We start from the raw sequence: 21,790 nt of genomic DNA on the forward strand, positions 1-21,790 counted from the left end.
GGGCGTCAATCGGTTACAGAAGAGACGCAATCGGTGATTTGAGCAACTGGGCGTAGCAGTGCCTGCACGAAGCGTTATTCTCCTCAGACGCAAACCGGCACCTCTCCGTCGCTACGACGGGTGAATGGTTCCGTACTGCACGTGATGGAAGCTCTGCCTCTGGGAGTCCCGTGTACCCACACGTCGGGGTTGACGCCTCGGGCCTGGCTACGCTGCGCGCAACGGTCCTCGACCTGTTGCGCGGCTTCGTCCCCACCGCGTACGCCGTCCCCGCCCTCGCCGTAACCGCCGCACCCGTAGGCCCGTGCTACGCGCTCGCCGACGGCGGCGCCGCAGTCGGCAGACGGGGGCGCTCGACCGGCGCGACGACCGCGCGCCGGCCCGCCGCGGACAGCGACAGCGCTCGAATGATGGATCTCGTCGAACGCGCGCAGGCCGGCGAGGCCGACGCGTTCGGCCGGCTCTACGACCAGTACAGCGACACCGTCTACCGCTACATCTACTACCGCGTCGGCGGGAAGGCCACGGCCGAGGACCTCACCAGTGAGACCTTTCTGCGGGCCCTGCGGCGCATCGGCACCTTCACCTGGCAGGGCCGGGACTTCGGCGCCTGGCTCGTCACCATCGCCCGCAACCTGGTCGCCGACCACTTCAAGTCCAGCCGCTTCCGGCTGGAGGTGACCACCGGCGAGATGCTCGACGCCAACGAGGTCGAGCGCTCCCCCGAGGACTCCGTCCTGGAGTCCCTCTCCAACGCCGCCCTCCTGGAAGCCGTACGGCGGCTCAACCCCCAGCAGCAGGAGTGCGTCACCCTCCGCTTCCTCCAGGGCCTGTCCGTCGCCGAGACGGCCCGGGTCATGGGCAAGAACGAGGGCGCCATCAAGACCCTTCAGTACCGGGCCGTCCGCACCCTGGCCCGACTGCTGCCGGACGACGCGCGCTGAGCGCTTCACCGGTACCGATCCAGTACTCTCCGCAACCTCCAACTCACCCTCGGTGAAAGTCTGTTGACTTCGCGGTCCGTTCATCCGCAGTCCGTAACCCAAGTGCCAAGCCGCTCGTTGTGCGGGATGCAGGCTCCCTGTGGTCACTCCCTGGCCGACTTCGATCACTCGATCGTGTGCAAGTGGTCAGGGCGTGCAACCCTCAGGACCCCCTGGGGAGTCGACCGTCATCACGAGAGGAGGTGCCGCCAGTGATCGCGAACGTATCGGCACACCGGCGGGCGAACGCCTTCGCCCAGGCCCTGGACGAGCTGACCGACCGGGGTTCGGCGGCCGAACAGCCCGAGCAGCCCGATGGAACGGCACCGGCGGACGCTGCTTCGGAACACACCGAGCAGGGTCGCCTTCTGACCCTCACCGAGAGTCTCGGCGAACTTCCGAAGCCCGAGCTCGACCCTGAGGTCAAGGTCGTCCAGCGGGCACAGCTGGTGGCCGCCATGGAGGCAATGCTCCGGGAGGGCACCACGGGCGCCGAGGCAGGCCCGGCCCTGCCCGGGCAGCGTTCGGAACGGGGACGAGGGGCGCACCGGGCTTCCCCACTGGGCAAACTGCGGCCGCGCTCACGACTCGCCAAGGGCCTCACCGCCGGCGGGCTCAGTGTCGGCGTCGCCGCCGGAGCCTTCGGCGGGGTGGCCGCGGCGAGCTCCGACGCCCTGCCGGGCGACTCGCTGTACGGCCTCAAGCGCGGCATCGAGGACTTCAAGCTCAATGTCCTGGCCGACGGCGAGGACGAGCGCGGGCGCAGCTACCTCGACCAGGCGTCCACCCGGCTGAGCGAGGCCCGGCGGCTGATGGAGCGCGACCGTGGCGGACAGCTCGACCACGAGTCGATGGCGGAGATCCGCCGCGCTCTGTACGGCATGCGGCACGACGCCTCGGAGGGCCACCGGCTGCTGCGCGAGGCCTATGAGCGCGACCCCGACTCCCTGGGCCCCATCCAGGCCCTGTCCGCCTTCTCCCGCTCACACCGCGCGGTGTGGGGCAGCCTCCGTGAGCGGCTGCCCCTCCAGCTCGGGGACGTCGGCGACGAGGTGTCGTCGGTGTTCGACGCCATAGACGAAGAGGTCGCCCCGCTGCAGTCCCTGCTGCCTGAGCAGCCGGCCCAGAGCGGCGAGGGCAAGCGGCACGGCGGTTCCGGATCGGCCTCCACCGGTACGTCCGGCTCGGACCGGTCGGCGCGGCCCAGCGCCGGCGGCAGCGGCTCCTCCGACGGCCATCGCTCCAGCCGTCCGAGCAACTCGGCGGACAGCTCCGGCAGCGAGGGCGAGGGCCTGCTCGGCGGAAACACCGGCGGCCTCCTCGACCCGCCGAAGGACACCGGCAGCTCGGGTTCGTCGTCCTCCACGCCGACGCCCACCACCGAGCCCGCCGTCACCCTCCCACCCCTGCTCCCGGGCCTCCTGCCCGGCCTGGGCATCGAGGGCGAGGACGCGAACTAGGCCACCGCGAAATCGCCGACACGCCGATGGGGCGCCCCTCAGGGGGTGCCCCATCGGCGTACAAACGTCTCTCCGGTCAGAAAAGCCGTCAGAAGAACACCGACCGCCGCTGCACCAGCAGCTTGTACAGCGTGTGCTGGATCTGTTCTCTGACCTGGTCGGTCAGGTTGAACATCAGCATCGGGTCCTCGGCGGCCTCCGGCGGGTAGCCGTCCGTGGGGATCGGCTCGCCGAACTGGATCGTCCACTTCGTCGGCAGCGGGACCGCGCCGAGCGGGCCGAGCCACGGGAAGGTCGGCGTCAGCGGGAAGTACGGGAAGCCCAGGAGCCGGGCCAGCGTCTTCGCGTTGCCGATCATCGGGTAGATCTCCTCGGCCCCGACGATCGAGCACGGGATGATCGGCGTGCGCTTGCGCAGCGCCGTGGAGACGAAGCCGCCGCGGCCGAAGCGCTGCAGCTTGTAGCGCTCGCCGAAGGGCTTGCCGATGCCCTTGAAGCCCTCCGGCATCACCCCGACCAGCTCGCCCTTCCCGAGCAGCCGCTCGGCGTCCTCCGCGCAGGCCAGGGTGTGGCCCAGCTTGCGGGCGAGTTCGTTGACCACCGGCAGGACGAAGACCAGGTCCGCCGCGAGCAGCCGCAGGTGCCGGCCCGCGGGGTGGTGGTCGTGCACGGCGACCTGCATCATCAGGCCGTCCAGCGGCACCGTGCCCGAGTGGTTGGCGACGATCAGCGCGCCGCCCTCGGCCGGGATGTTCTCGACGCCCTTCACCTCGACCCGGAAGTACTTCTCGTACACCGGGCGCAGCAGGGACATCAGGACCTGGTCGGTGAGCTCCTCGTCGTACCCGAAGTCGTCGACCTCGTAGTCCCCGGTGAGGCGGCGGCGCAGAAAGGCCAGGCCGCTCGCGATACGCCGCTCCAGGCCGCCGTCGTCCTGGGGCCTCGTCGGCGCAGGCTCTTCCTCACGTGTCACAGGAACATCATCCTGCGCGATGGACCGTCCCGGGAGAGGCTGGACCTCGCGTACCAGCGCGGATTCACCGCTCTTGCGCCGGCTCCCCGCGCTCCGGCGCCGCGACGGCCGCTGAACGGCGCTCCCGCGGGACCGGTCGTCGTCGAACGGAATGACCTTGGCGTCCGCCATCGTTGATGCGCTCCTCAGTTGGCGCTCTGCGTCGGGAGGTGGCCGCCGCCCGGCAGGGGCAGCGCGGCGATCCGGTCGACGGCCCCCGCGAGGGCCTCCGGCGGCAGCAGACCCGGTCCGCGGCTGCGCGCGAACTCCGCGAAGGTCTCCGCCGTCGTGTACTTCGGCTTGAATCCGAGCGTCTCTCGCATCTGGTCCGTGGACACCACCCGGCCGTGGGTGAGCAACCGGATCTGCTCCGGCGAGAAGTCCGACATGCCCAGCGTACGCACCAGGGAGCCCGCCCAGGTGACCGCGGGGAGCAGGAGCGGCACGGTGGGCCGGCCCAGCCGCCGGGAGCACTGCGAGAGCAGCAGGACGCCGTCGCCGGCGATGTTGAAGGTGCCGCTGTTGAGCGTGCCCCGCTCCGGCTCGTGCGAGGCGATGCGCAGCACCTCGATCACGTCGTCCTCGTGGACGAACTGGAGCCGAGGGTCGTAGCCGAACACCGTCGGCAGCACCGGCAGCGAGAAGTACGAGGCGAGCGGCGTGTCCGCGGAGGGGCCGAGGATGTTGGCGAACCGCAGCACGCACACGGCGACGTCCGGCCGCCGCCGCGCGAACCCGCGCACATAGCCCTCGACCTCGACGGCGTCCTTGGCGAAGCCGCCGCTGGGCAGGGACTTGGGCGGGGTCGTCTCGGTGAAGACGGCCGGGTCGCGGGGTGCGGACCCGTAGACGTTCGTACTGGACTTCACCACGAGGCGCTTGACGGTGGGGGACTTCTGGCAGGCGCCGAGCAGCTGCATGGTCCCGATGACGTTGGTCTCCTTGACCGTGGTCCGGCTGCCGCTGCCCAGCGCGGTCCCGGTCACGTCCATGTGGACGACGGTGTCGGCGCCGCTCTCCGCCAGCACCCGCGCGATGGTGGGCTGCCGGATGTCGGCCTGGATGAAGTCGGCTCCGCCCAGATGGTGCTCGGGCGGGACCGCGTCCACGGCCACCACCCGGTCCACCTGGGGGTCACGCTGGATCCGTCGTACGAAACGGCCCCCCAGTTGACGGGCCACTCCGGTCACGAGCACGACCTTGCCCAAGATCAGCGCCTTCCTTCCAGCACTCGTACCCCTGCCGAGTTCCCCGTGTGCGGCCAACCTAGCGGGTCGATGTTGCGCTGTGATGACCGCCCAATGCACGAAGTGACGATAATTCTCCGCGTACCACCGGACGGGTCAGTCCTTTGTCCAGGCATACGCACAGAGTTCGGCCCTTCGCACATCGCCCCCGATACGCGTGTGGCCCCCCACCGGTGCGGTGGGGGGCCACAATCACGCTGCTTTCGCAGCGTCGCTCACTTCTTGTTGCGACGCTGAACGCGCGTGCGCTTGAGCAGCTTGCGGTGCTTCTTCTTGGCCATCCGCTTGCGCCGCTTCTTGATAACAGAGCCCACGACTACCCTCGCTCACTTCTCATCACTCGGTGTTTGGGCGCCATGGGCCCACACGACCTACGAGGGGCTAGCCTACCCGTCCGAGCGCTGAGGTCGTAATCGAGGAGGCGAGGGGGAATCCCGAAGTGCCCTGAGGATCCCCTCCCGCCCTCTGCCGTCAGGCGGTTTCCACCCCCACGTAGCTCTCGCGGAGGTATTCGTGAACCGCTTGCTCCGGGACGCGGAACGACCGTCCCACCCGGATCGCGGGCAGATGACCGCTGTGCACCAGCCGGTACACGGTCATCTTCGACACTCGCATCACCGAGGCGACTTCCGCCACGGTAAGGAACTGAACCTCGTTCAGAGGCCTCTCGCCAGCTGCAGCCATGACACACCTGAACCTTCCGCACTCGACGGCCACCGGCTTCCCCTTCCGGTGACTCTTCGTCGTTGCGTGCTCACTCCCCAATGTAGGGGCGGGTGATGCGAGTGGGGAAGAGGGGATGGCATCGGCGCCTTACTGTGACAGACACGCTCGATTGAGTACGTAGCGGGTAAGCGGTCGGTAGTAATCAGACCGCACAGCGTCATCAAGTGGAACGACGACGGACACGGACCCCTCCGCCTGCCCCACAAAGAGCGCGGGGTCATTCGTATCGGCTGGACCAATGGCCTCAAACCCCAGCTGACCTGCCCCGCAGACCCAGCCGTGGTCCCCGATCACCAGCTCCGGCATGGGGCCGCCGGCCTCCGCGGCGGCCGCCAGGGCCGTGCGAACCGGGAGGGGTGAATGCGTGTGTGCGCCGGGCTCACAACCGGGGCGAGAAGCGCCGGGTTCCCGCACCAGCGCGACTCCTCGTACGTAGGCAAGGTTGTACGTGCGTAGTCCGAACCGGGTCGTTATGTCGACACTGTGGCCATGCGCGGGGGTGAGAACGGCACATCCCGCCGCCGACAACGCGTCCGCCAAGGCGGCGTAGAACCCGAGCAGTCGATGGGGGTGCCCGGTGCCGAGCAGGACGGGTGCCCTGCGCTGGGCAACTGCCGCGAGGCGTTCCGCAAAGGCATCCAGAGCGGTCAGAGTCAGCTCCGGATCGATCACATCCTGGCCAGAAATATGATGCGGATCGGCCGAAACCCCACACTTCTCCGCCATCAGCGCAATCAGCTCGCGCTGCCCCCAGGCCCCCTCGGGATCGAGCCCGAGCAGCACCCGAGGATCGCGGGCCGCGAAGAGCCGGTAACTCCGCAGGCTCTCCTCGCGGGAAGTGGCCACGGGCCCGGCGAGCCGCGCGGCAAGAAGATGGGCGCGCAGGGCACCGGTACTCAGCACGTCAGCGATCGTGACCGAAGGAACGGACGAATGCCGACGGAACGGGGAAACACCGCACAGTTGGCGTAACGACCGCCGTGACAGCGGTGACTGAACAGCGACAAAACCGCCCACAACCGTCGGACGGGGTCCCTGGTCTCACAACACGTGTGCGGCAAGCGCCAGTTGACCGGCGTCACCCATGACCCGGGCGTCGCACACGTCGACCACATCACAGGGGGAACACCATGAAGCCGACCCGTCGTACAGCCGCCACCGCCGCCGCCCTCGCAACCTTGGCCCTGGGCGGCACCCTGGCCACGACCGCCCCGGCCTCGGCGGCCACCACCGCGGGCGCGTACAACGGCAAGTGCGGAACCGGCTACGACGTCCAGGACCGGACGGAGATCCACGACTCGGCACGCAAGGTCATCGGCACCGTGTACGTCACCTACAGCCGCGAGACCGGACAGCACTGCGCCGTCCTCGTCCGCAGCAACCCCGGCACCCGCACGTTCATGGAGGTCACCCTCGACACCGACCCCACCTCGGGCAAGCCCGAGCGGGACTACGGCTCCTACTCGACGTACGCGGGCCCGGTGTACCTGGACGCCTCGAAGTCCGGCGCCCAGTGCCTCGAGTGGAGCGGCACGATCGACATCTACTACAACAGCGTGCGCGGGCTCTGCTCCTGACCTCGCCGGTGTTCCGGCCGCGCGGGCGCCGCTACGGCAGCAGGCCCCGCAGCGGGAACACCGCCCGCCTGGCCGCCAGTACGGCCTGGTCCAGGCGGTCCCCGGGGTCGTACCCCGACTCCCAGTCCGCCCAGGACACCGGCCACCGGCCGTCGGTCATCCGCATCGGCGCCAGCTGCCGCGTGCGCGCGAAGACCTCCTGCCGCCAGCTCTCCGGGATCATCGCCTCGGGCTCGATCGGCCGGCCCGCGGCGATGGCCACCAGGTGCGTCCAGGACCGCGGCACGACCTCCACCACGGCGTATCCGCCGCCGCCCAGGGCGACCCACCTGCCGTCGGCGTACTCGTGCGCCAGGTCGTGACACGCCACCTGCACGGCCCGCTGCGCGTCCAGCGACACCGCCAGATGCGCCAGCGGGTCCTCGAAGTGGGTGTCGGCACCGTGCTGCGTCACCAGCACCTGCGGCCGGAACTCCGCCAGCAGCTCCGGCACCACGGCATGGAACGCCCGCACCCACCCGGCGTCCCCGGTGCCGGCCGGCAGAGCCACGTTCACCGCCGCGCCCTCCGCGCCCGGCGCCCCGGTCTCCTCGGGCCAGCCGGTCTGCGGGAACAGGGTGCGGGGGTGCTCGTGCAGCGAGATCGTCAGCACCCGGGGGTCGTCCCAGAACGCGGCCTGGACCCCGTCACCGTGGTGCACGTCGACGTCGACGTACGCGACCCGCTCGGCCCCCAGCTCCAGGAGCCGCGCGATGGCCAGCGAGGCGTCGTTGTAGATGCAGAAGCCCGAGGCGCCACCCGGCATCGCGTGGTGCAGCCCGCCCGCGAAGTTCACCGCGTGCAGCGCCTCCCCGCGCCACACCGCCTCCGCCGCCCCCACCGACTGCCCGGCGATCAGCGCCGACACGTCGTGCATCCCGGCGAACGCGGGATCGTCCAGCGTCCCGAGCCCGTACGCCATGTCGGCCGCCCCCGGCTCGGCCGACGCCGCCTTCACGGCCTCGATGTAGTCCTCGCGGTGGACGAGCCGCAGCGTCGACTCCCCGGCGGGCTTGGCCGCGACGACCTCCACCTCCCGGTCGAGCCCGAAGGCATCGACGAGCCTCCGGGTCAGGGCAAGCCGGACCGGATCCATCGGATGCTGCTGACCGAAGTCATAGCCCGTTACTGCCTCGTCCCACATCAGCTGTGCGCGGCCGCTCATGCCCGTCACCGTATCGGTCCGGTTGAGCGGCGAACGAACGGGCGTACCCGAGCGTCACCAGCACCAACACCATCGGCACGAGCATCGCCCCGCGATAACTCCACGCGTCGCCCAGCGCCCCCACCAACGGCGACCCGATCAAAAAGCCCACGTAGTTGAAGACATTCAGTCGCGCGACGGCCGCATCCGAAGCGCCCGGGAACAGCCGTCCGGCCGCCGCGAAGGTCTGCGGCACCAGCACGCACAACCCCACCCCGACCAGCGTGAACCCCAGCATCCCGGCCCAGGCCCCCGGCGCCGAGGCCACCACCGCGAACCCGGCCGCCGCCACCAGCGCCCCGCCCCGCACGACCACCACGGCCCCGAACCGCCGCACCCCGAAGTCCCCGATGGCCCGCCCCACCAGCGTGGTCACCATGTAGACGTTGTACGGCACGGTCGCCAGTTGCTCCGAACTGCCCAGCACGTCCTGGAGGTACTTCGCGCTCCAGTTGGAGACCGTCGAGTCCCCGATGTACGTGAACGTCATCACCAGACACAGCGGCAACAGCATCTTGAAGACGACGGGCCCACGCTCACCCGCGGCCTCCGGCACGACCTCGTCGCCACCGCCCCCGTCGACGTACCACCGGCTCCCCACCAGCGCGACCGGCAACAGCACCACGACGACCGGCAGATACGACACGAACAGCGCCAGATCCCAGTGCGCCCCCACCCACGCCAGCGAGGCCCCGACGATCCCGCCCAGGCTGTACGCCGCGTGGAAGCTCAACATGATGCTGCGCCCGTACGCCCGCTGCAGGCTCACCCCGAGCATGTTCATCGAGGCGTCCAACGCCCCCACGGCCAGCCCGAACGCGGCCAGCGCCACGCCCAGCTCGACCATCCGCTCCCCCGCGCCGACCCCGAGCAGCGCCAGCAGCACGACGGGCTGGGACCAGCGCAGCACCCGACTGGGCGGTATTCGCTTCACCAGCCGCTCGGTGGCGACACTGCCGACACCGGCGAGGATCGGTACGGCCGCGAGGAAGGCGGGCAGCAACGCGTCGGAGACGCCGTACCGGTCCTGGATGGCCGGAATCCGCGTCACCAGCAGGGCAAAGGCAACACCCTGAGCGAAGAAGCTCAACGCCAACGAGGCCCTACCGCGCCGCAGCACATCAGTCATGGCGGCGAGCGTAGAGCCCCGTTGTACCGGTGGGTAGATCCAGCCAAAGATGAATTTCCCTCAGCTTTACTTGGCGGGCGCGAGATCGGCGGGCGCCAGCTCGGTGCGGACGAGCTCACGGGCCTCAGCGACCTCACCGGCCCGACGCCCCTCCTCTGCCTCCGACTTGGCCTTGGCGACGACCATGGCAGCCATCGGACCGGCGCCCAGCGCACCGCCGACCACGAATCCCAGGGCCATGGCGACGACCATGATCACGTTGCCGGCCCACACCATGGTGTCCACCGGCAGGGTGTACGCCCCCACGACCCGCACCACACACTCCGCGAGCAGTACGACACCCCACACCAGCGAGAACATCCGCTCGGCCCGCCGGAACCGCGCCGACCCGGCGTGCAGCCGCGCCCAGGCGGCCTCCCGACCGGCGTCCCCCTTCACCACCCACGGCTTCATGCCTGCGGTCATCATCGGCTTGCCCAGCACCACGGAGACGATGATCCCGATCGCGATGGTGCTGCTGACCGCACTGTCCTTGGCGATCATCAGCCGCGGGTCCCCGGCAACGAAGCTCAGCAGCAGCGACACGACGTTCACGAACAGGATGAGCGCCGCCATCCCGTTAACCTCACGCGACTTCAGCACGCCCCACCCGGTCCGCACGGCCGGCACGACGCTGCTCAGCGCGAGCGCCATCAGGGTGCTCATCCCGAAGCCGTTCTTCAGGAGGTAGTACGCCCCGATGGGCACCGCGACATCGATGAGCAGCGGCGCGAAGTTCCGCAGCACGCTGCGACGGTTGGTGCTGTTTCCCTTGGTGGTCCCCGTGTTCGTCATGCCCTCAGCTTCGCGTCCGGCACCGGGTCCCCGGTAGAAACGATCGTCCAGCCCTCTGCATGACAAATGTCAGCCCCGCGCCACCGCCTCGCATCACACGAGCAGGTCAGCCAACTCGCCCATGTCGGAGAAGAGTTGCGTGGCCCCGGCCAGTTTCGCGGCCGGCGTCATGGCGGTGAATCCGTAGACGTCCATCCCAGCCGCGACGGCCGCCTGCACCCCCAGCGGACTGTCCTCGACGACAAGACACCTCGCCGGCGCAACCCCCATCCGCTCGGCGGCGTGCAGGAACAGGTCCGGCGCCGGCTTCCCCCGCCCCACATCCTGCGAGCTGAAGACCCGCCCCGCGTCGAAGTACCGGTCGAGCCCCGTCGTCCGATGCCCCACCCGAATCCGCTCATGACTCCCGGAGGACGCGACACAGTACGGCACCCCCTCCGCGCCGAGCTTCTCCAGCACGTCCACGGCACCGGGCACGGCCTTCAACTCCCGCTCGAACGCGGCGAACACCCGCGCATGGAACACGTCGTCAAAGTCGTCGGGCAGCCGCTCCCCGGTCCGCTCCAACACCAGGTCGTGAATCCGGTGCATGGCCGAGCCCATGTAGTCCCGAATGGAGTCCTCGTACGACGTCTGGTGCCCCAGCTCCGTGAGGTACGCGGCCAGAAGCCGATTGGAAATGGGCTCGCTGTCGACGAGCACGCCGTCATTGTCGAAGATCACCAGGTCGTAGCGCATACGTTTGAGCTTAAACGCAGAAAGGCCCACGCCATACGGCGTGGGCCTTTCCTAAAATTTGTTCGGCGGCGTCCTACTCTCCCACAGGGTCCCCCCTGCAGTACCATCGGCGCTGTAAGGCTTAGCTTCCGGGTTCGGAATGTAACCGGGCGTTTCCCTCACGCTATAACCACCGAAACACTATGAAACTGTCGAACTTGCCGCACCGTATGTGGCCATACGGGGCTGTTCGTGGTTTCAGAACCAACACAGTGGACGCGAGCAACTGAGGACAAGCCCTCGGCCTATTAGTACCGGTCACCTCCACACGTTACCGTGCTTCCAGATCCGGCCTATCAACCCAGTCGTCTACTGGGAGCCTTACCCCATCAAGTGGGTGGGAATACTCATCTCGAAGCAGGCTTCCCGCTTAGATGCTTTCAGCGGTTATCCCTCCCGAACGTAGCCAACCAGCCATGCCCTTGGCAGAACAACTGGCACACCAGAGGTTCGTCCGTCCCGGTCCTCTCGTACTAGGGACAGCCCTTCTCAATATTCCTGCGCGCGCAGCGGATAGGGACCGAACTGTCTCACGACGTTCTAAACCCAGCTCGCGTACCGCTTTAATGGGCGAACAGCCCAACCCTTGGGACCGACTCCAGCCCCAGGATGCGACGAGCCGACATCGAGGTGCCAAACCATCCCGTCGATATGGACTCTTGGGGAAGATCAGCCTGTTATCCCCGGGGTACCTTTTATCCGTTGAGCGACGGCGCTTCCACAAGCCACCGCCGGATCACTAGTCCCGACTTTCGTCCCTGCTCGACCCGTCGGTCTCACAGTCAAGCTCCCTTGTGCACTTACACTCAACACCTGATTGCCAACCAGGCTGAGGGAACCTTTGGGCGCCTCCGTTACTCTTTAGGAGGCAACCGCCCCAGTTAAACTACCCATCAGACACTGTCCCTGATCCGGATCACGGACCCAGGTTAGACATCCAGCACGACCAGACTGGTATTTCAACGACGACTCCCCCTGAACTGGCGTCCAGAGTTCACAGTCTCCCAGCTATCCTACACAAGCCGAACCGAACACCAATATCAAACTGTAGTAAAGGTCCCGGGGTCTTTCCGTCCTGCTGCGCGAAACGAGCATCTTTACTCGTAGTGCAATTTCACCGGGCCTATGGTTGAGACAGTCGAGAAGTCGTTACGCCATTCGTGCAGGTCGGAACTTACCCGACAAGGAATTTCGCTACCTTAGGATGGTTATAGTTACCACCGCCGTTTACTGGCGCTTAAGTTCTCAGCTTCGCCCCACCGAAATGGAGCTAACCGGTCCCCTTAACGTTCCAGCACCGGGCAGGCGTCAGTCCGTATACATCGCCTTACGGCTTCGCACGGACCTGTGTTTTTAGTAAACAGTCGCTTCTCGCTGGTCTCTGCGGCCACCCCCAGCTCATGGAGTAAATCCAATCACCGGACGTGGCCCCCCTTCTCCCGAAGTTACGGGGGCATTTTGCCGAGTTCCTTAACCATAGTTCACCCGAACGCCTCGGTATTCTCTACCTGACCACCTGAGTCGGTTTAGGGTACGGGCCGCCATGAAACTCGCTAGAGGCTTTTCTCGACAGCATAGGATCATCCACTTCACCACAATCGGCTCGGCATCAGGTCTCAGACACATGTCAGGCGGATTTGCCTACCTGACGTCCTACACCCTTACCCCGGGACAACCACCGCCCGGGATGGACTACCTTCCTGCGTCACCCCATCACTCACCTACTACCACCTTGGTTCGGCGGCTCCACCACTCCCCTTTGCCCGAAGGCTCCAGGGCGGCTTCACGGCCTTAGCATTAATGGGTTCGATGTTTGACGCTTCACAGCGGGTACCGGAATATCAACCGGTTATCCATCGACTACGCCTGTCGGCCTCGCCTTAGGTCCCGACTTACCCTGGGCAGATCAGCTTGACCCAGGAACCCTTAGTCAATCGGCGCACACGTTTCTCACGTGTGAATCGCTACTCATGCCTGCATTCTCACTCGTGAACCGTCCACCACTGCCTTCCGGCGCGGCTTCACCCGGCACACGACGCTCCCCTACCCATCCCAGAAGGCGTTGGCCCTATATTCTGGAATGACACGACTTCGGCGGTACGCTTGAGCCCCGCTACATTGTCGGCGCGGAATCACTAGACCAGTGAGCTATTACGCACTCTTTCAAGGGTGGCTGCTTCTAAGCCAACCTCCTGGTTGTCTCTGCGACTCCACATCCTTTCCCACTTAGCGTACGCTTAGGGGCCTTAGTCGATGCTCTGGGCTGTTTCCCTCTCGACCATGGAGCTTATCCCCCACAGTCTCACTGCCGCGCTCTCACTTACCGGCATTCGGAGTTTGGCTAAGGTCAGTAACCCGGTAGGGCCCATCGCCTATCCAGTGCTCTACCTCCGGCAAGAAACACACGACGCTGCACCTAAATGCATTTCGGGGAGAACCAGCTATCACGGAGTTTGATTGGCCTTTCACCCCTAACCACAGGTCATCCCCCAGGTTTTCAACCCTGGTGGGTTCGGTCCTCCACGAAGTCTTACCTCCGCTTCAACCTGCCCATGGCTAGATCACTCCGCTTCGGGTCTTGAGCGCGCTACTATATCGCCCTATTCGGACTCGCTTTCGCTACGGCTTCCCCACACGGGTTAACCTCGCAACACACCGCAAACTCGCAGGCTCATTCTTCAAAAGGCACGCAGTCACGAGAAGCAAGCAAGCTTGCTTCCGACGCTCCCACGGCTTGTAGGCACACGGTTTCAGGTACTATTTCACTCCCCTCCCGGGGTACTTTTCACCATTCCCTCACGGTACTATCCGCTATCGGTCACCAGGGAATATTTAGGCTTAGCGGGTGGTCCCGCCAGATTCACACGGGATTTCTCGGGCCCCGTGCTACTTGGGTGTCTCTCAAACGAGCCGCTGATGTTTCGACTACGGGGGTCTTACCCTCTACGCCGGACCTTTCGCATGTCCTTCGCCTACATCAACGGTTTCTGACTCGTCTCACAGCCGGCAGACTGTGAAAGAGAGATCCCACAACCCCGCATACGCAACCCCTGCCGGGTCTCACACGTATACGGTTTGGCCTCATCCAGTTTCGCTCGCCACTACTCCCGGAATCACGGTTGTTTTCTCTTCCTGCGGGTACTGAGATGTTTCACTTCCCCGCGTTCCCTCCACTTGCCCTATGTGTTCAGGCAAGGGTGACAGCCCATGACGACTGCCGGGTTTCCCCATTCGGAAACCCCCGGATCAAAGCCTGGTTGACGACTCCCCGGGGACTATCGTGGCCTCCCACGTCCTTCATCGGTTCCTGGTGCCAAGGCATCCACCGTGCGCCCTTAAAAACTTGGCCACAGATGCTCGCGTCCACTGTGCAGTTCTCAAACAACGACCAGCCACCCATCACCCCGCACCGAAGCACGAGTTCACTGGGGCCGGCATCGAGGGAGTTCATTCCCTCAGATACCCAACAGCGTGCCCGGCCGGACCCTGTCCGGAGATCATGCGTTCCACGCTCCGAAGAGCAGTACTGGCAAGCCTCCGACCCAGAAGATCGGCCGAATAATCAACGTTCCACCCATGAGCAACCAGCATCAGACATTCGCCGATGTACTGGCCTCTGACCAACCGGAGTTGGTGAGAAGTGCTCCTTAGAAAGGAGGTGATCCAGCCGCACCTTCCGGTACGGCTACCTTGTTACGACTTCGTCCCAATCGCCAGTCCCACCTTCGACAGCTCCCTCCCACAAGGGGTTGGGCCACCGGCTTCGGGTGTTACCGACTTTCGTGACGTGACGGGCGGTGTGTACAAGGCCCGGGAACGTATTCACCGCAGCAATGCTGATCTGCGATTACTAGCAACTCCGACTTCATGGGGTCGAGTTGCAGACCCCAATCCGAACTGAGACAGGCTTTTTGAGATTCGCTCCACCTCACGGTATCGCAGCTCATTGTACCTGCCATTGTAGCACGTGTGCAGCCCAAGACATAAGGGGCATGATGACTTGACGTCGTCCCCACCTTCCTCCGAGTTGACCCCGGCGGTCTCCTGTGAGTCCCCATCACCCCGAAGGGCATGCTGGCAACACAGAACAAGGGTTGCGCTCGTTGCGGGACTTAACCCAACATCTCACGACACGAGCTGACGACAGCCATGCACCACCTGTACACCGACCACAAGGGGGGCACTATCTCTAATGCTTTCCGGTGTATGTCAAGCCTTGGTAAGGTTCTTCGCGTTGCGTCGAATTAAGCCACATGCTCCGCTGCTTGTGCGGGCCCCCGTCAATTCCTTTGAGTTTTAGCCTTGCGGCCGTACTCCCCAGGCGGGGAACTTAATGCGTTAGCTGCGGCACCGACGACGTGGAATGTCGCCAACACCTAGTTCCCACCGTTTACGGCGTGGACTACCAGGGTATCTAATCCTGTTCGCTCCCCACGCTTTCGCTCCTCAGCGTCAGTAATGGCCCAGAGATCCGCCTTCGCCACCGGTGTTCCTCCTGATATCTGCGCATTTCACCGCTACACCAGGAATTCCGATCTCCCCTACCACACTCTAGCTAGCCCGTATCGAATGCAGACCCGGGGTTAAGCCCCGGGCTTTCACACCCGACGTGACAAGCCGCCTACGAGCTCTTTACGCCCAATAATTCCGGACAACGCTTGCGCCCTACGTATTACCGCGGCTGCTGGCACGTAGTTAGCCGGCGCTTCTTCTGCAGGTACCGTCACTTTCGCTTCTTCCCTGCTGAAAGAGGTTTACAACCCGAAGGCCGTCATCCCTCACGCGGCGTCGCTGCATCAGGCTTTCGCCCATTGTGCAATATTCCCCACTGCTGCCTCCCGTAGGAGTCTGGGCCGTGTCTCAGTCCCAGTGTGGCCGGTCGCCCTCTCAGGCCGGCTACCCGTCGTCGCCTTGGTGAGCCATTACCTCACCAACAAGCTGATAGGCCGCGGGCTCATCCTTCACCGCCGGAGCTTTTAACCCCCGTCCAGGAGGACAGGAGTGTTATCCGGTATTAGACCCCGTTTCCAGGGCTTGTCCCAGAGTGAAGGGCAGATTGCCCACGTGTTACTCACCCGTTCGCCACTAATCCCCACCGAAGTGGTTCATCGTTCGACTTGCATGTGTTAAGCACGCCGCCAGCGTTCGTCCTGAGCCAGGATCAAACTCTCCGTGAATGTTTACCGGTCATCCGGTGCACACACACGAGAGCGGAACCAGGAGAGGAATAGTCTCCCGGTTCACAGCGTCCTCGCTGTGTTATTTCAAAGGAACCTCGCCCCAACCGACTGGCTGGAGACGGGGTATCAACATATCTGGCGTTGATTTTTGGCACGCTGTTGAGTTCTCAAGGAACGGACGCTTCCTTTGTACTCACCCTCTCGGGCTTTCCTCCGGGCTTTTCCCTTCGGTCTTGCGTTTCCGACTCTATCAGATCTTTCCGATCCGATTTCCTCGGTGCTTTCCAGGTTCTCGCTTTCGCGTTTCCCTTTCCGGCGGTTCCGACTTTATCAGATCCTTTCGGGCCTGACCCCCAGTCAGCGGGGCTTGTCTTCCGGGCCGTTGGGCCCTTCCGACGAGTGAGACTTTAGCGGATTCCTCGCTCCCGAGCTAATCGGGGGCTGCACCCTGTCGAGCGCGGATTCCCATTCCGTAAATACACACGCCAATGAAACGACGGCAGACAGATCGACTGTCGTCGAGTAGTGGTTGGTACTTGCGGAGTGGCTGTCCGGGGACCGACCGGAGTCGGCGCTCACGTCGGACAACTCGGAGAACACTACGTACCGGGTCTGGGCGTGTCAACTTCACTCCGCGTGGCACCCCGGGGGCGTAGTGTGGGGCGCATGACTACGCGTACGTGTACCCAGCTGTGGTGGGCCGCCTGACGGCGGCCGCGCTCACGTACGCACTCAATGGCCGCCGCCTCGGCGGCCGTTTTTGTATCTCCCTCCAGAGGGTCGGCCGGCCGGGGACGGCGGTCTCGACCAGGAGGTGGAGAAGAGATGACGCGAGTCTTCAGCGGGGTCAAGCCGACCGGGCATCTGACGCTGGGGAACTACCTGGGGGCCATGCGGCGGTGGGCGACCGTCGATCAGCACCAGGCCGACGCGCTGTTCTGCATCGTCGACCTGCACGCGCTGACCGTGGATCACGATCCGGCGCGGGTGCGCCGGCTCAGTCGGCAGGCGGCGACGTTGTTGCTGGCGTCGGGGCTGGATCCGGAGCTGTGCACCGTCTTCGTACAGAGTCATGTGGATGAGCACGCGCGGCTGTCTTACGTGCTGGAGTGCGTGGCCACGGACGGCGAGACGCGGCGGATGATCCAGTACAAGGAGAAGGCGGCGCGGGAGCGGGTGCGGGGCGGGAGTGTGCGGCTGTCGCTGCTGACGTATCCCGTGCTGATGGCGGCGGACATCCTGGCGTACGGGACCGACGAGGTGCCGGTCGGGGACGATCAGACGCAGCATGTGGAGCTCGCGCGGGATCTCGCGGCGCGGTTCAACGACCGGTACGGACATACGTTCGTGGTGCCTCGGGCCACTTCGCCGCAGGTGGCGGCTCGGGTCATGAACTTGCAGGATCCGCTGTCGAAGATGGGCAAGAGCGATGACTCCGGGCCGGGGATCGTCTACCTGCTGGACGAGCCGGACGTGGTGCGGCGGAAGGTCATGCGGGCCGTGACCGACAGCGGGCGGGAGGTCGTGTACGACCGGGAGGCTCAGCCGGGTCTGGCGAATCTGCTGGAGATCCTCGCGGCGTGCACGGGTGGGAACCCATCGGAGCTGAGCGGTGTATATGAATCGTACGGATCCTTGAAGAACGACACCGCCGAGGCCGTGATCGGGGTCCTCAAGCCCGTACAGGACAGGCACAGGGAGCTGTGCACGGATCCTGGTTATGTGGAGGGGGTGCTGCGGGATGGTGCGGAGCGTGCGCGGGCGATGGCCCGGCCGACCGTGGATGCCGCGTATCGGGCGATCGGACTCCTGCCGGCGGCTGTGCCTGCGACCGCCGATACCGGGGTGACGGTATAGAGGGGTGCGCTGTGCCGCCCCCTGGGCTGGGGGCGGCTGGGCGTCACTTGTTGCTGCTGCCGGAGGCGAGCTCGCGGCTGCGGTCGCGGGCGGCTTCGAGGGCGGCGATGAGGGCGGCTCGTACGCCGTGGTTCTCGAGTTCGCGGATGGCGTTGATGGTGGTGCCGGCGGGGGACGTGACGTTCTCGCGGAGCTTGACGGGGTGTTCACCGCTGTCGCGGAGCATCGTCGCGGCGCCGATCGCGGACTGGACGATCAGGTCGTGTGCCTTGTCCCTGGGCAGTCCGAGGAGGATGCCGGCGTCCGTCATGGCTTCGACCAGGTAGAAGAAGTACGCCGGGCCGGAGCCGGAGAGGGCGGTGCAGGCGTCCTGCTGTGACTCGGGGACGCGGAGCGTCTTGCCGACGGAGCCGAAGATCTCCTCCGTGTGCGCGAGGTCGGCCTCGCTGGCGTGGCTGCCGGCGGAGATGACGGACATGGCCTCGTCGACGAGGGCGGGGGTGTTCGTCATGACGCGGACGACCGGGGTGCCCGCGGCGAGGCGGGACTCGAAGAAGGAGGTGGGGATGCCCGCTGCTCCGCTGATGATCAGGCGGTCGGCGGGGATGTGCGGGGCGAGTTCGTCGAGGAGGGTGCCCATGTCCTGCGGTTTGACGGTGAGGATCAGGGTGTCGGCGGTCTTGGCGGCTTCCGCGTTGGTGACCGGGGTGACTCCGTGGCGGGTGCGGAGTTCTTCGGCTCGTTCCGCGCGGCGGGCCGTCACCAGGAGGTCGGCCGGCGCCCAGCCGCCGCGGATCATTCCGCTGAGCAGGGCTTCGCCGATCTTGCCGGTGCCGAGGACTGCGACTTTCTGAGTCATGGCTGGGATGTCCTCCGGGGGTTGCGTCGTCCGGATTCATCCTCGCACCGGGCGCCGCCTTTGGCGGTGACGTGTCCGGTGGGCGGACGGTCCGGGCGACGCCGGGCCCGGCCCCTCGGGGGTCATGCCGTCCTGCGTCGCAGGGTCGCCGCTCCCAGGCCCAGGACCAGCAGGGCGCAGCCGGCCACGATCAGGGCGTCGCGGACGAAGGCGGCGGTCATGTCGGTGTGCTTGAGCACTTCGTTCATGCCGTCGACCGCATAGGACATGGGGAGGACGTTGGAGATGGCCTCCAGGGCGGGGTGCATGTTGTCGCGGGGTGTGAACAGGCCGCAGAGGAGGAGCTGGGGGAAGATCACGGCCGGCATGAACTGGACGGCCTGGAATTCGGAGGCGGCGAAGGCCGAGACGAAGAGACCGAGCGCGGTGCCGAGCAGGGCGTCGAGCAATGCCACGAGCAGGAGCAGCCAGGGGCTGCCGGTGACGTCCAGGCCGAGGAACCAGAGGGCGAGTCCGGTCGCCAGGGCGGACTGGATGATCGCGATCGCGCCGAAGGCGAGGGCGTAGCCGGCGATCAGGTCGCCCTTGCCGAGGGGCATGGCGAGGAGGCGTTCGAGGGTGCCCGAGGTGCGTTCGCGCAGGGTGGCGATGGAGGTGACCAGGAACATCGTGATCAGCGGGAAGATCCCGAGGAGGGAGGCGCCGATGTTGTCGAAGGTGCGCGGGCTGCCGTCGAAGACGTAGCGCAGCAGGAACAGCATCACGCAGGGCACGAGGAGCATCAGCGCGATGGTGCGCGGGTCGTGGCGGAGCTGGCGCAGGACCCGGGCGGCGGTGGCGGTGGTGCGGGCGAAGTTCAGGGCGCCGGTGGGGACGGGCCGGAGCGTGCCGGTGGTGCTCGTCGTCGTGGTCATCGCGTGGTCTCCTTCGCGCGGGCGGCGGCGACCGCCTCGTCGACCAGGTGCAGGAAGGCCGCCTCGACGGTCTCGGATCCCGTACGGGTGCGGAGGGCTTCGGGGGTGTCGTCGGCGAGGATCTGGCCCTCGCGCATGAGGAGGAGGCGGTGGCAGCGCTCGGCCTCGTCCATGACGTGGGAGGAGATGAGGAGGGTGGCGCCGCGCGAGGCGGCGATGTCGTGGAAGAGGTTCCACAGGTCGCGGCGCAGGACCGGGTCCAGGCCGACGGTGGGTTCGTCGAGGACGAGGAGTTCGGGGGTGCCGAGGAGGGCGACGGCGAGGGAGACGCGGCTGCGCTGGCCGCCGGAGAGGTTGCCGGCCAGGGAGTCGGCGTGGCTGGTGAGGTCGACGTCGGCGATGGCGCGGGTGACGTTCTCGTGGCGCCGGTCGGCGGCGGCGTGGCCGGGGTCGAGGATCGCCGCGAAGTAGTCGAGGTTCTGGCGGATCGTCAGGTCGTCGTAGACAGAGGGGGCTTGGGTGACGTAGCCGATGCGGGTGCGCAGGGTCGGGTGACCGGCGGGACGGCCGAGGACGTCGAGGGTGCCGGTGACCTTGCCCTGGGTGCCGACGATCGACCTCATGAGGGTGGTCTTGCCGCATCCGGAGGGGCCGAGCAGGCCGGTGATCTGGCCGCGCGGGACGGTGAAGGCGAGGTCGCGGAGCACCTGGCGCGGGCCGCGTATGACGTTCAGGGCCTCGGCTCGGATGGCTGGGGTGTCGGGAGGGTCGGAGCGGACGGCGTCGGCCGGGGAATAATTCATCATGCGATGAATAATGCTCCGGCGGGGGTGTGCCGTCAAGCGTCGGGGGCTCTGGGGTGCCGGGGTGCCGGGATGCCGCGGTGCTCTGGGGTACCGGGGTGCTCTGGGGTGCTGGGCATGAGTTCGTCCGCCCTCGCCGGATCGGGGCGTAGGACGGACTGGGCGTGGAACGGGAGGGACGCGGGTGGCGGGATGCGTCAGGGGGTGGTGGCTACGAGGAGGTCGACGTCGTAGGTCTCTTCGATGATTCCGTCGGGGAAGGCGTTGAGGAGGAGCTGCTTTTCCTCGGTGAGGAAGGCGGTGCTCGCCTCGGTGCCGTGGACGAGGAAGATCGAGTGGCTGCCGATGTTGGCCAGGTGGGTGTCGACGGGGACGCGGCGGCTCCAGCGGACCTTGCGGCGGATGAAGTCGAGCTTGCCGGTCGGGTCGCCCAGGGCGGCTCGGGCGCCGCTGCCGTTCTGTTCGACGGCGGGGTGGTTGCCGAAGCTGCGCTCGATGCGTCGCGCCTGGTCGGCGTGCCAGGCGATGTCGAGCGGGGTGGTGTTCCACCACAGGGCCAGTGCGCCGCCGGGACGCAGCACGCGCAGGGCCTCCGGCACCGAGTGGGCGGGGTCGGTCCAGTGCCAGGCCTGGGCGTAGGTGAGGAAGTCGGCGGAGGCGGTGGTCAGGGGGAGGTGGTTGCCGTTGCCACGCACGATCGGTATGTCCGGGTGGGCGCTGCGGAACTGGGCGGCCATGCCTTCGCCGGGTTCCACGGCCAGGACGTCGGCGCCGCGTCGGTGGAGGAGGTCGGTCGCGATGCCGGTGCCCGCGCCGACGTCGATGACGCGCGCGCCGGTGAGGGGGCGGCCGGCGAGTTGTTCGATCGCGTCGAAGAGGGCGGGCGGGTAGGAGGGGCGGTTCGCGGCGTACTGGGCTGCGGCGGCGTTGAAGGAACTGGCGCGGTCGGAGTGGGAAGGGGCGGTCATACGGCCATGGTGCGCGCTGGTTGGTGCGATGTGCACCGAGTTGGTGGGGTGGGTCGGTGGGGCGGCGTGACTCGGCAGGCCGGCGCGGCTAGGCAAGCGGGCGGCATAGCTCCGGGAGCGGGCGCGGTCCAGGGGGGCAGGCACGACCCGGCCGTCCGTCTACTCGGGACGCCCCAGCCGCTCATCGCCGCGACACGCACCGGCGTCCAGCGGCGGCGCAG

17 protein-coding genes and 3 rRNA genes are annotated in these 21,790 nt (G+C 66.6%); 4 read left to right on the plus strand and 16 right to left on the minus strand.

Annotated features, from left to right (window positions below; translation table 11 throughout):
* Positions 1 to 170 precede the first annotated feature (170 nt).
* Both CP983_RS18630 and CP983_RS18635 read left to right on the plus strand, forming a co-directional pair.
* Entirely contained in the window at positions 171 to 944 is a 774-nt protein-coding gene (locus CP983_RS18630) for an ECF subfamily RNA polymerase sigma factor, BldN family (RefSeq protein WP_107904440.1), read from the plus strand.
* 251 nt (positions 945 to 1,195) lie between these two features.
* Positions 1,196 to 2,443: a DUF5667 domain-containing protein gene (locus CP983_RS18635; protein WP_125525295.1), complete on the plus strand. Its 1,248-nt coding sequence runs from the start codon at positions 1,196 to 1,198 to the stop codon at positions 2,441 to 2,443.
* A gap of 88 nt (positions 2,444 to 2,531) precedes the next feature.
* Here CP983_RS18635 and CP983_RS18640 read toward each other — a convergent pair whose 3' ends face one another.
* The 5 genes from CP983_RS18640 to CP983_RS18660 all read right to left on the minus strand — a co-directional run bounded on the left by CP983_RS18640 (position 2,532) and on the right by CP983_RS18660 (position 6,331).
* Complete coding sequence (locus CP983_RS18640) at positions 2,532 to 3,587, minus strand: lysophospholipid acyltransferase family protein (RefSeq protein WP_107904444.1); 1,056 nt, start codon at positions 3,585 to 3,587, stop codon at positions 2,532 to 2,534.
* 14 nt (positions 3,588 to 3,601) lie between these two features.
* On the minus strand, positions 3,602 to 4,663 hold the full coding sequence (locus tag CP983_RS18645) for an NAD-dependent epimerase/dehydratase family protein (protein ID WP_030952102.1): 1,062 nt from the start codon (positions 4,661 to 4,663) through the stop codon (positions 3,602 to 3,604).
* Positions 4,664 to 4,917: 254 nt separating this feature from the next.
* A complete protein-coding gene (locus tag CP983_RS18650) occupies positions 4,918 to 5,016 on the minus strand; it encodes a 30S ribosomal protein bS22 (RefSeq protein WP_003948845.1) in 99 nt (32 codons plus the stop codon).
* A gap of 157 nt (positions 5,017 to 5,173) precedes the next feature.
* Positions 5,174 to 5,386: a helix-turn-helix domain-containing protein gene (locus CP983_RS18655; protein WP_004984898.1), complete on the minus strand. Its 213-nt coding sequence runs from the start codon at positions 5,384 to 5,386 to the stop codon at positions 5,174 to 5,176.
* 129 nt (positions 5,387 to 5,515) lie between these two features.
* On the minus strand, positions 5,516 to 6,331 hold the full coding sequence (locus CP983_RS18660; RefSeq protein ID WP_030952104.1) for a phosphatase: 816 nt from the start codon (positions 6,329 to 6,331) through the stop codon (positions 5,516 to 5,518).
* Positions 6,332 to 6,558: 227 nt separating this feature from the next.
* On the opposite strand from CP983_RS18660, the gene CP983_RS18665 reads away from it, so the two are divergent.
* Positions 6,559 to 7,005, plus strand: a complete 447-nt coding sequence (locus CP983_RS18665) for a hypothetical protein (protein WP_150500591.1) — start codon at positions 6,559 to 6,561, stop codon at positions 7,003 to 7,005.
* Positions 7,006 to 7,036: 31 nt separating this feature from the next.
* Here CP983_RS18665 and CP983_RS18670 read toward each other — a convergent pair whose 3' ends face one another.
* From CP983_RS18670 to CP983_RS18700, 7 genes are all read right to left on the minus strand, one after another.
* Positions 7,037 to 8,209, minus strand: a complete 1,173-nt coding sequence (locus tag CP983_RS18670) for an acetoin utilization protein AcuC (RefSeq protein ID WP_150500593.1) — start codon at positions 8,207 to 8,209, stop codon at positions 7,037 to 7,039.
* Positions 8,160 to 9,377, minus strand: a complete 1,218-nt coding sequence (locus CP983_RS18675; RefSeq protein ID WP_150500594.1) for an MFS transporter — start codon at positions 9,375 to 9,377, stop codon at positions 8,160 to 8,162. Before CP983_RS18675 ends, CP983_RS18670 begins: the two co-directional genes overlap by 50 nt.
* A 66-nt stretch (positions 9,378 to 9,443) precedes the next feature.
* Positions 9,444 to 10,211, minus strand: coding sequence for a VC0807 family protein (locus CP983_RS18680; protein WP_229914950.1), 768 nt, complete (start codon positions 10,209 to 10,211; stop codon positions 9,444 to 9,446).
* Between the two features lie 93 nt (positions 10,212 to 10,304).
* Positions 10,305 to 10,949: an HAD family hydrolase gene (locus tag CP983_RS18685; protein WP_150500596.1), complete on the minus strand. Its 645-nt coding sequence runs from the start codon at positions 10,947 to 10,949 to the stop codon at positions 10,305 to 10,307.
* Between the two features lie 60 nt (positions 10,950 to 11,009).
* Positions 11,010 to 11,126 (minus strand): 5S ribosomal RNA (gene rrf / locus CP983_RS18690).
* 90 nt (positions 11,127 to 11,216) lie between these two features.
* A 23S ribosomal RNA gene (locus CP983_RS18695) occupies positions 11,217 to 14,337 on the minus strand.
* Positions 14,338 to 14,639: 302 nt separating this feature from the next.
* Positions 14,640 to 16,165, minus strand: a 16S ribosomal RNA gene (locus CP983_RS18700).
* The 16S, 23S and 5S rRNA genes sit together here, the layout of an rRNA operon.
* 828 nt (positions 16,166 to 16,993) lie before the next feature.
* Between CP983_RS18700 and trpS the strand changes: the two genes are divergently transcribed.
* Positions 16,994 to 18,025 carry a tryptophan--tRNA ligase gene (gene trpS / locus CP983_RS18710; RefSeq protein ID WP_150500598.1) on the plus strand — a complete coding sequence of 344 codons (1,032 nt, stop codon included), beginning with the start codon at positions 16,994 to 16,996 and terminating at the stop codon, positions 18,023 to 18,025.
* Positions 18,026 to 18,068: 43 nt separating this feature from the next.
* Here trpS and proC read toward each other — a convergent pair whose 3' ends face one another.
* From proC to CP983_RS18730, 4 genes are all read right to left on the minus strand, one after another.
* Complete coding sequence (gene proC / locus CP983_RS18715; RefSeq protein ID WP_107904452.1) at positions 18,069 to 18,884, minus strand: pyrroline-5-carboxylate reductase; 816 nt, start codon at positions 18,882 to 18,884, stop codon at positions 18,069 to 18,071.
* Between the two features lie 122 nt (positions 18,885 to 19,006).
* On the minus strand, positions 19,007 to 19,798 hold the full coding sequence (locus tag CP983_RS18720; protein ID WP_125529693.1) for an ABC transporter permease: 792 nt from the start codon (positions 19,796 to 19,798) through the stop codon (positions 19,007 to 19,009).
* On the minus strand, positions 19,795 to 20,604 hold the full coding sequence (locus tag CP983_RS18725) for an ABC transporter ATP-binding protein (RefSeq protein ID WP_150500600.1): 810 nt from the start codon (positions 20,602 to 20,604) through the stop codon (positions 19,795 to 19,797). The genes CP983_RS18720 and CP983_RS18725 overlap by 4 nt, the downstream gene beginning before the upstream one ends.
* 194 nt (positions 20,605 to 20,798) lie before the next feature.
* Positions 20,799 to 21,569, minus strand: coding sequence for a class I SAM-dependent methyltransferase (locus tag CP983_RS18730; RefSeq protein WP_150500602.1), 771 nt, complete (start codon positions 21,567 to 21,569; stop codon positions 20,799 to 20,801).
* Positions 21,570 to 21,790 lie beyond the last annotated feature (221 nt).

Source organism: Streptomyces chartreusis, assembly GCF_008704715.1.
In the GTDB taxonomy this organism is placed as follows: Bacteria; Actinomycetota; Actinomycetes; order Streptomycetales; family Streptomycetaceae; genus Streptomyces; species Streptomyces chartreusis.

Coding starts and splice junctions, on each gene's coding strand:
- CP983_RS18640 (WP_107904444.1), bottom strand. CDS start 3,587: ATGGCGGACGCCAAGGTCATTCCGTTCGACGACGACCGGTCCCGCGGG.
- CP983_RS18655 (WP_004984898.1), bottom strand. CDS start 5,386: ATGGCTGCAGCTGGCGAGAGGCCTCTGAACGAGGTTCAGTTCCTTACC.
- CP983_RS18665 (WP_150500591.1), top strand. CDS start 6,559: ATGAAGCCGACCCGTCGTACAGCCGCCACCGCCGCCGCCCTCGCAACC.
- CP983_RS18670 (WP_150500593.1), bottom strand. CDS start 8,209: ATGAGCGGCCGCGCACAGCTGATGTGGGACGAGGCAGTAACGGGCTAT.
- CP983_RS18675 (WP_150500594.1), bottom strand. CDS start 9,377: ATGACTGATGTGCTGCGGCGCGGTAGGGCCTCGTTGGCGTTGAGCTTC.
- CP983_RS18680 (WP_229914950.1), bottom strand. CDS start 10,211: ATGACGAACACGGGGACCACCAAGGGAAACAGCACCAACCGTCGCAGC.
- CP983_RS18685 (WP_150500596.1), bottom strand. CDS start 10,949: ATGCGCTACGACCTGGTGATCTTCGACAATGACGGCGTGCTCGTCGAC.
- trpS (WP_150500598.1), top strand. CDS start 16,994: ATGACGCGAGTCTTCAGCGGGGTCAAGCCGACCGGGCATCTGACGCTG.
- proC (WP_107904452.1), bottom strand. CDS start 18,884: ATGACTCAGAAAGTCGCAGTCCTCGGCACCGGCAAGATCGGCGAAGCC.
- CP983_RS18720 (WP_125529693.1), bottom strand. CDS start 19,798: ATGACCACGACGACGAGCACCACCGGCACGCTCCGGCCCGTCCCCACC.
- CP983_RS18725 (WP_150500600.1), bottom strand. CDS start 20,604: ATGATGAATTATTCCCCGGCCGACGCCGTCCGCTCCGACCCTCCCGAC.
- CP983_RS18730 (WP_150500602.1), bottom strand. CDS start 21,569: ATGACCGCCCCTTCCCACTCCGACCGCGCCAGTTCCTTCAACGCCGCC.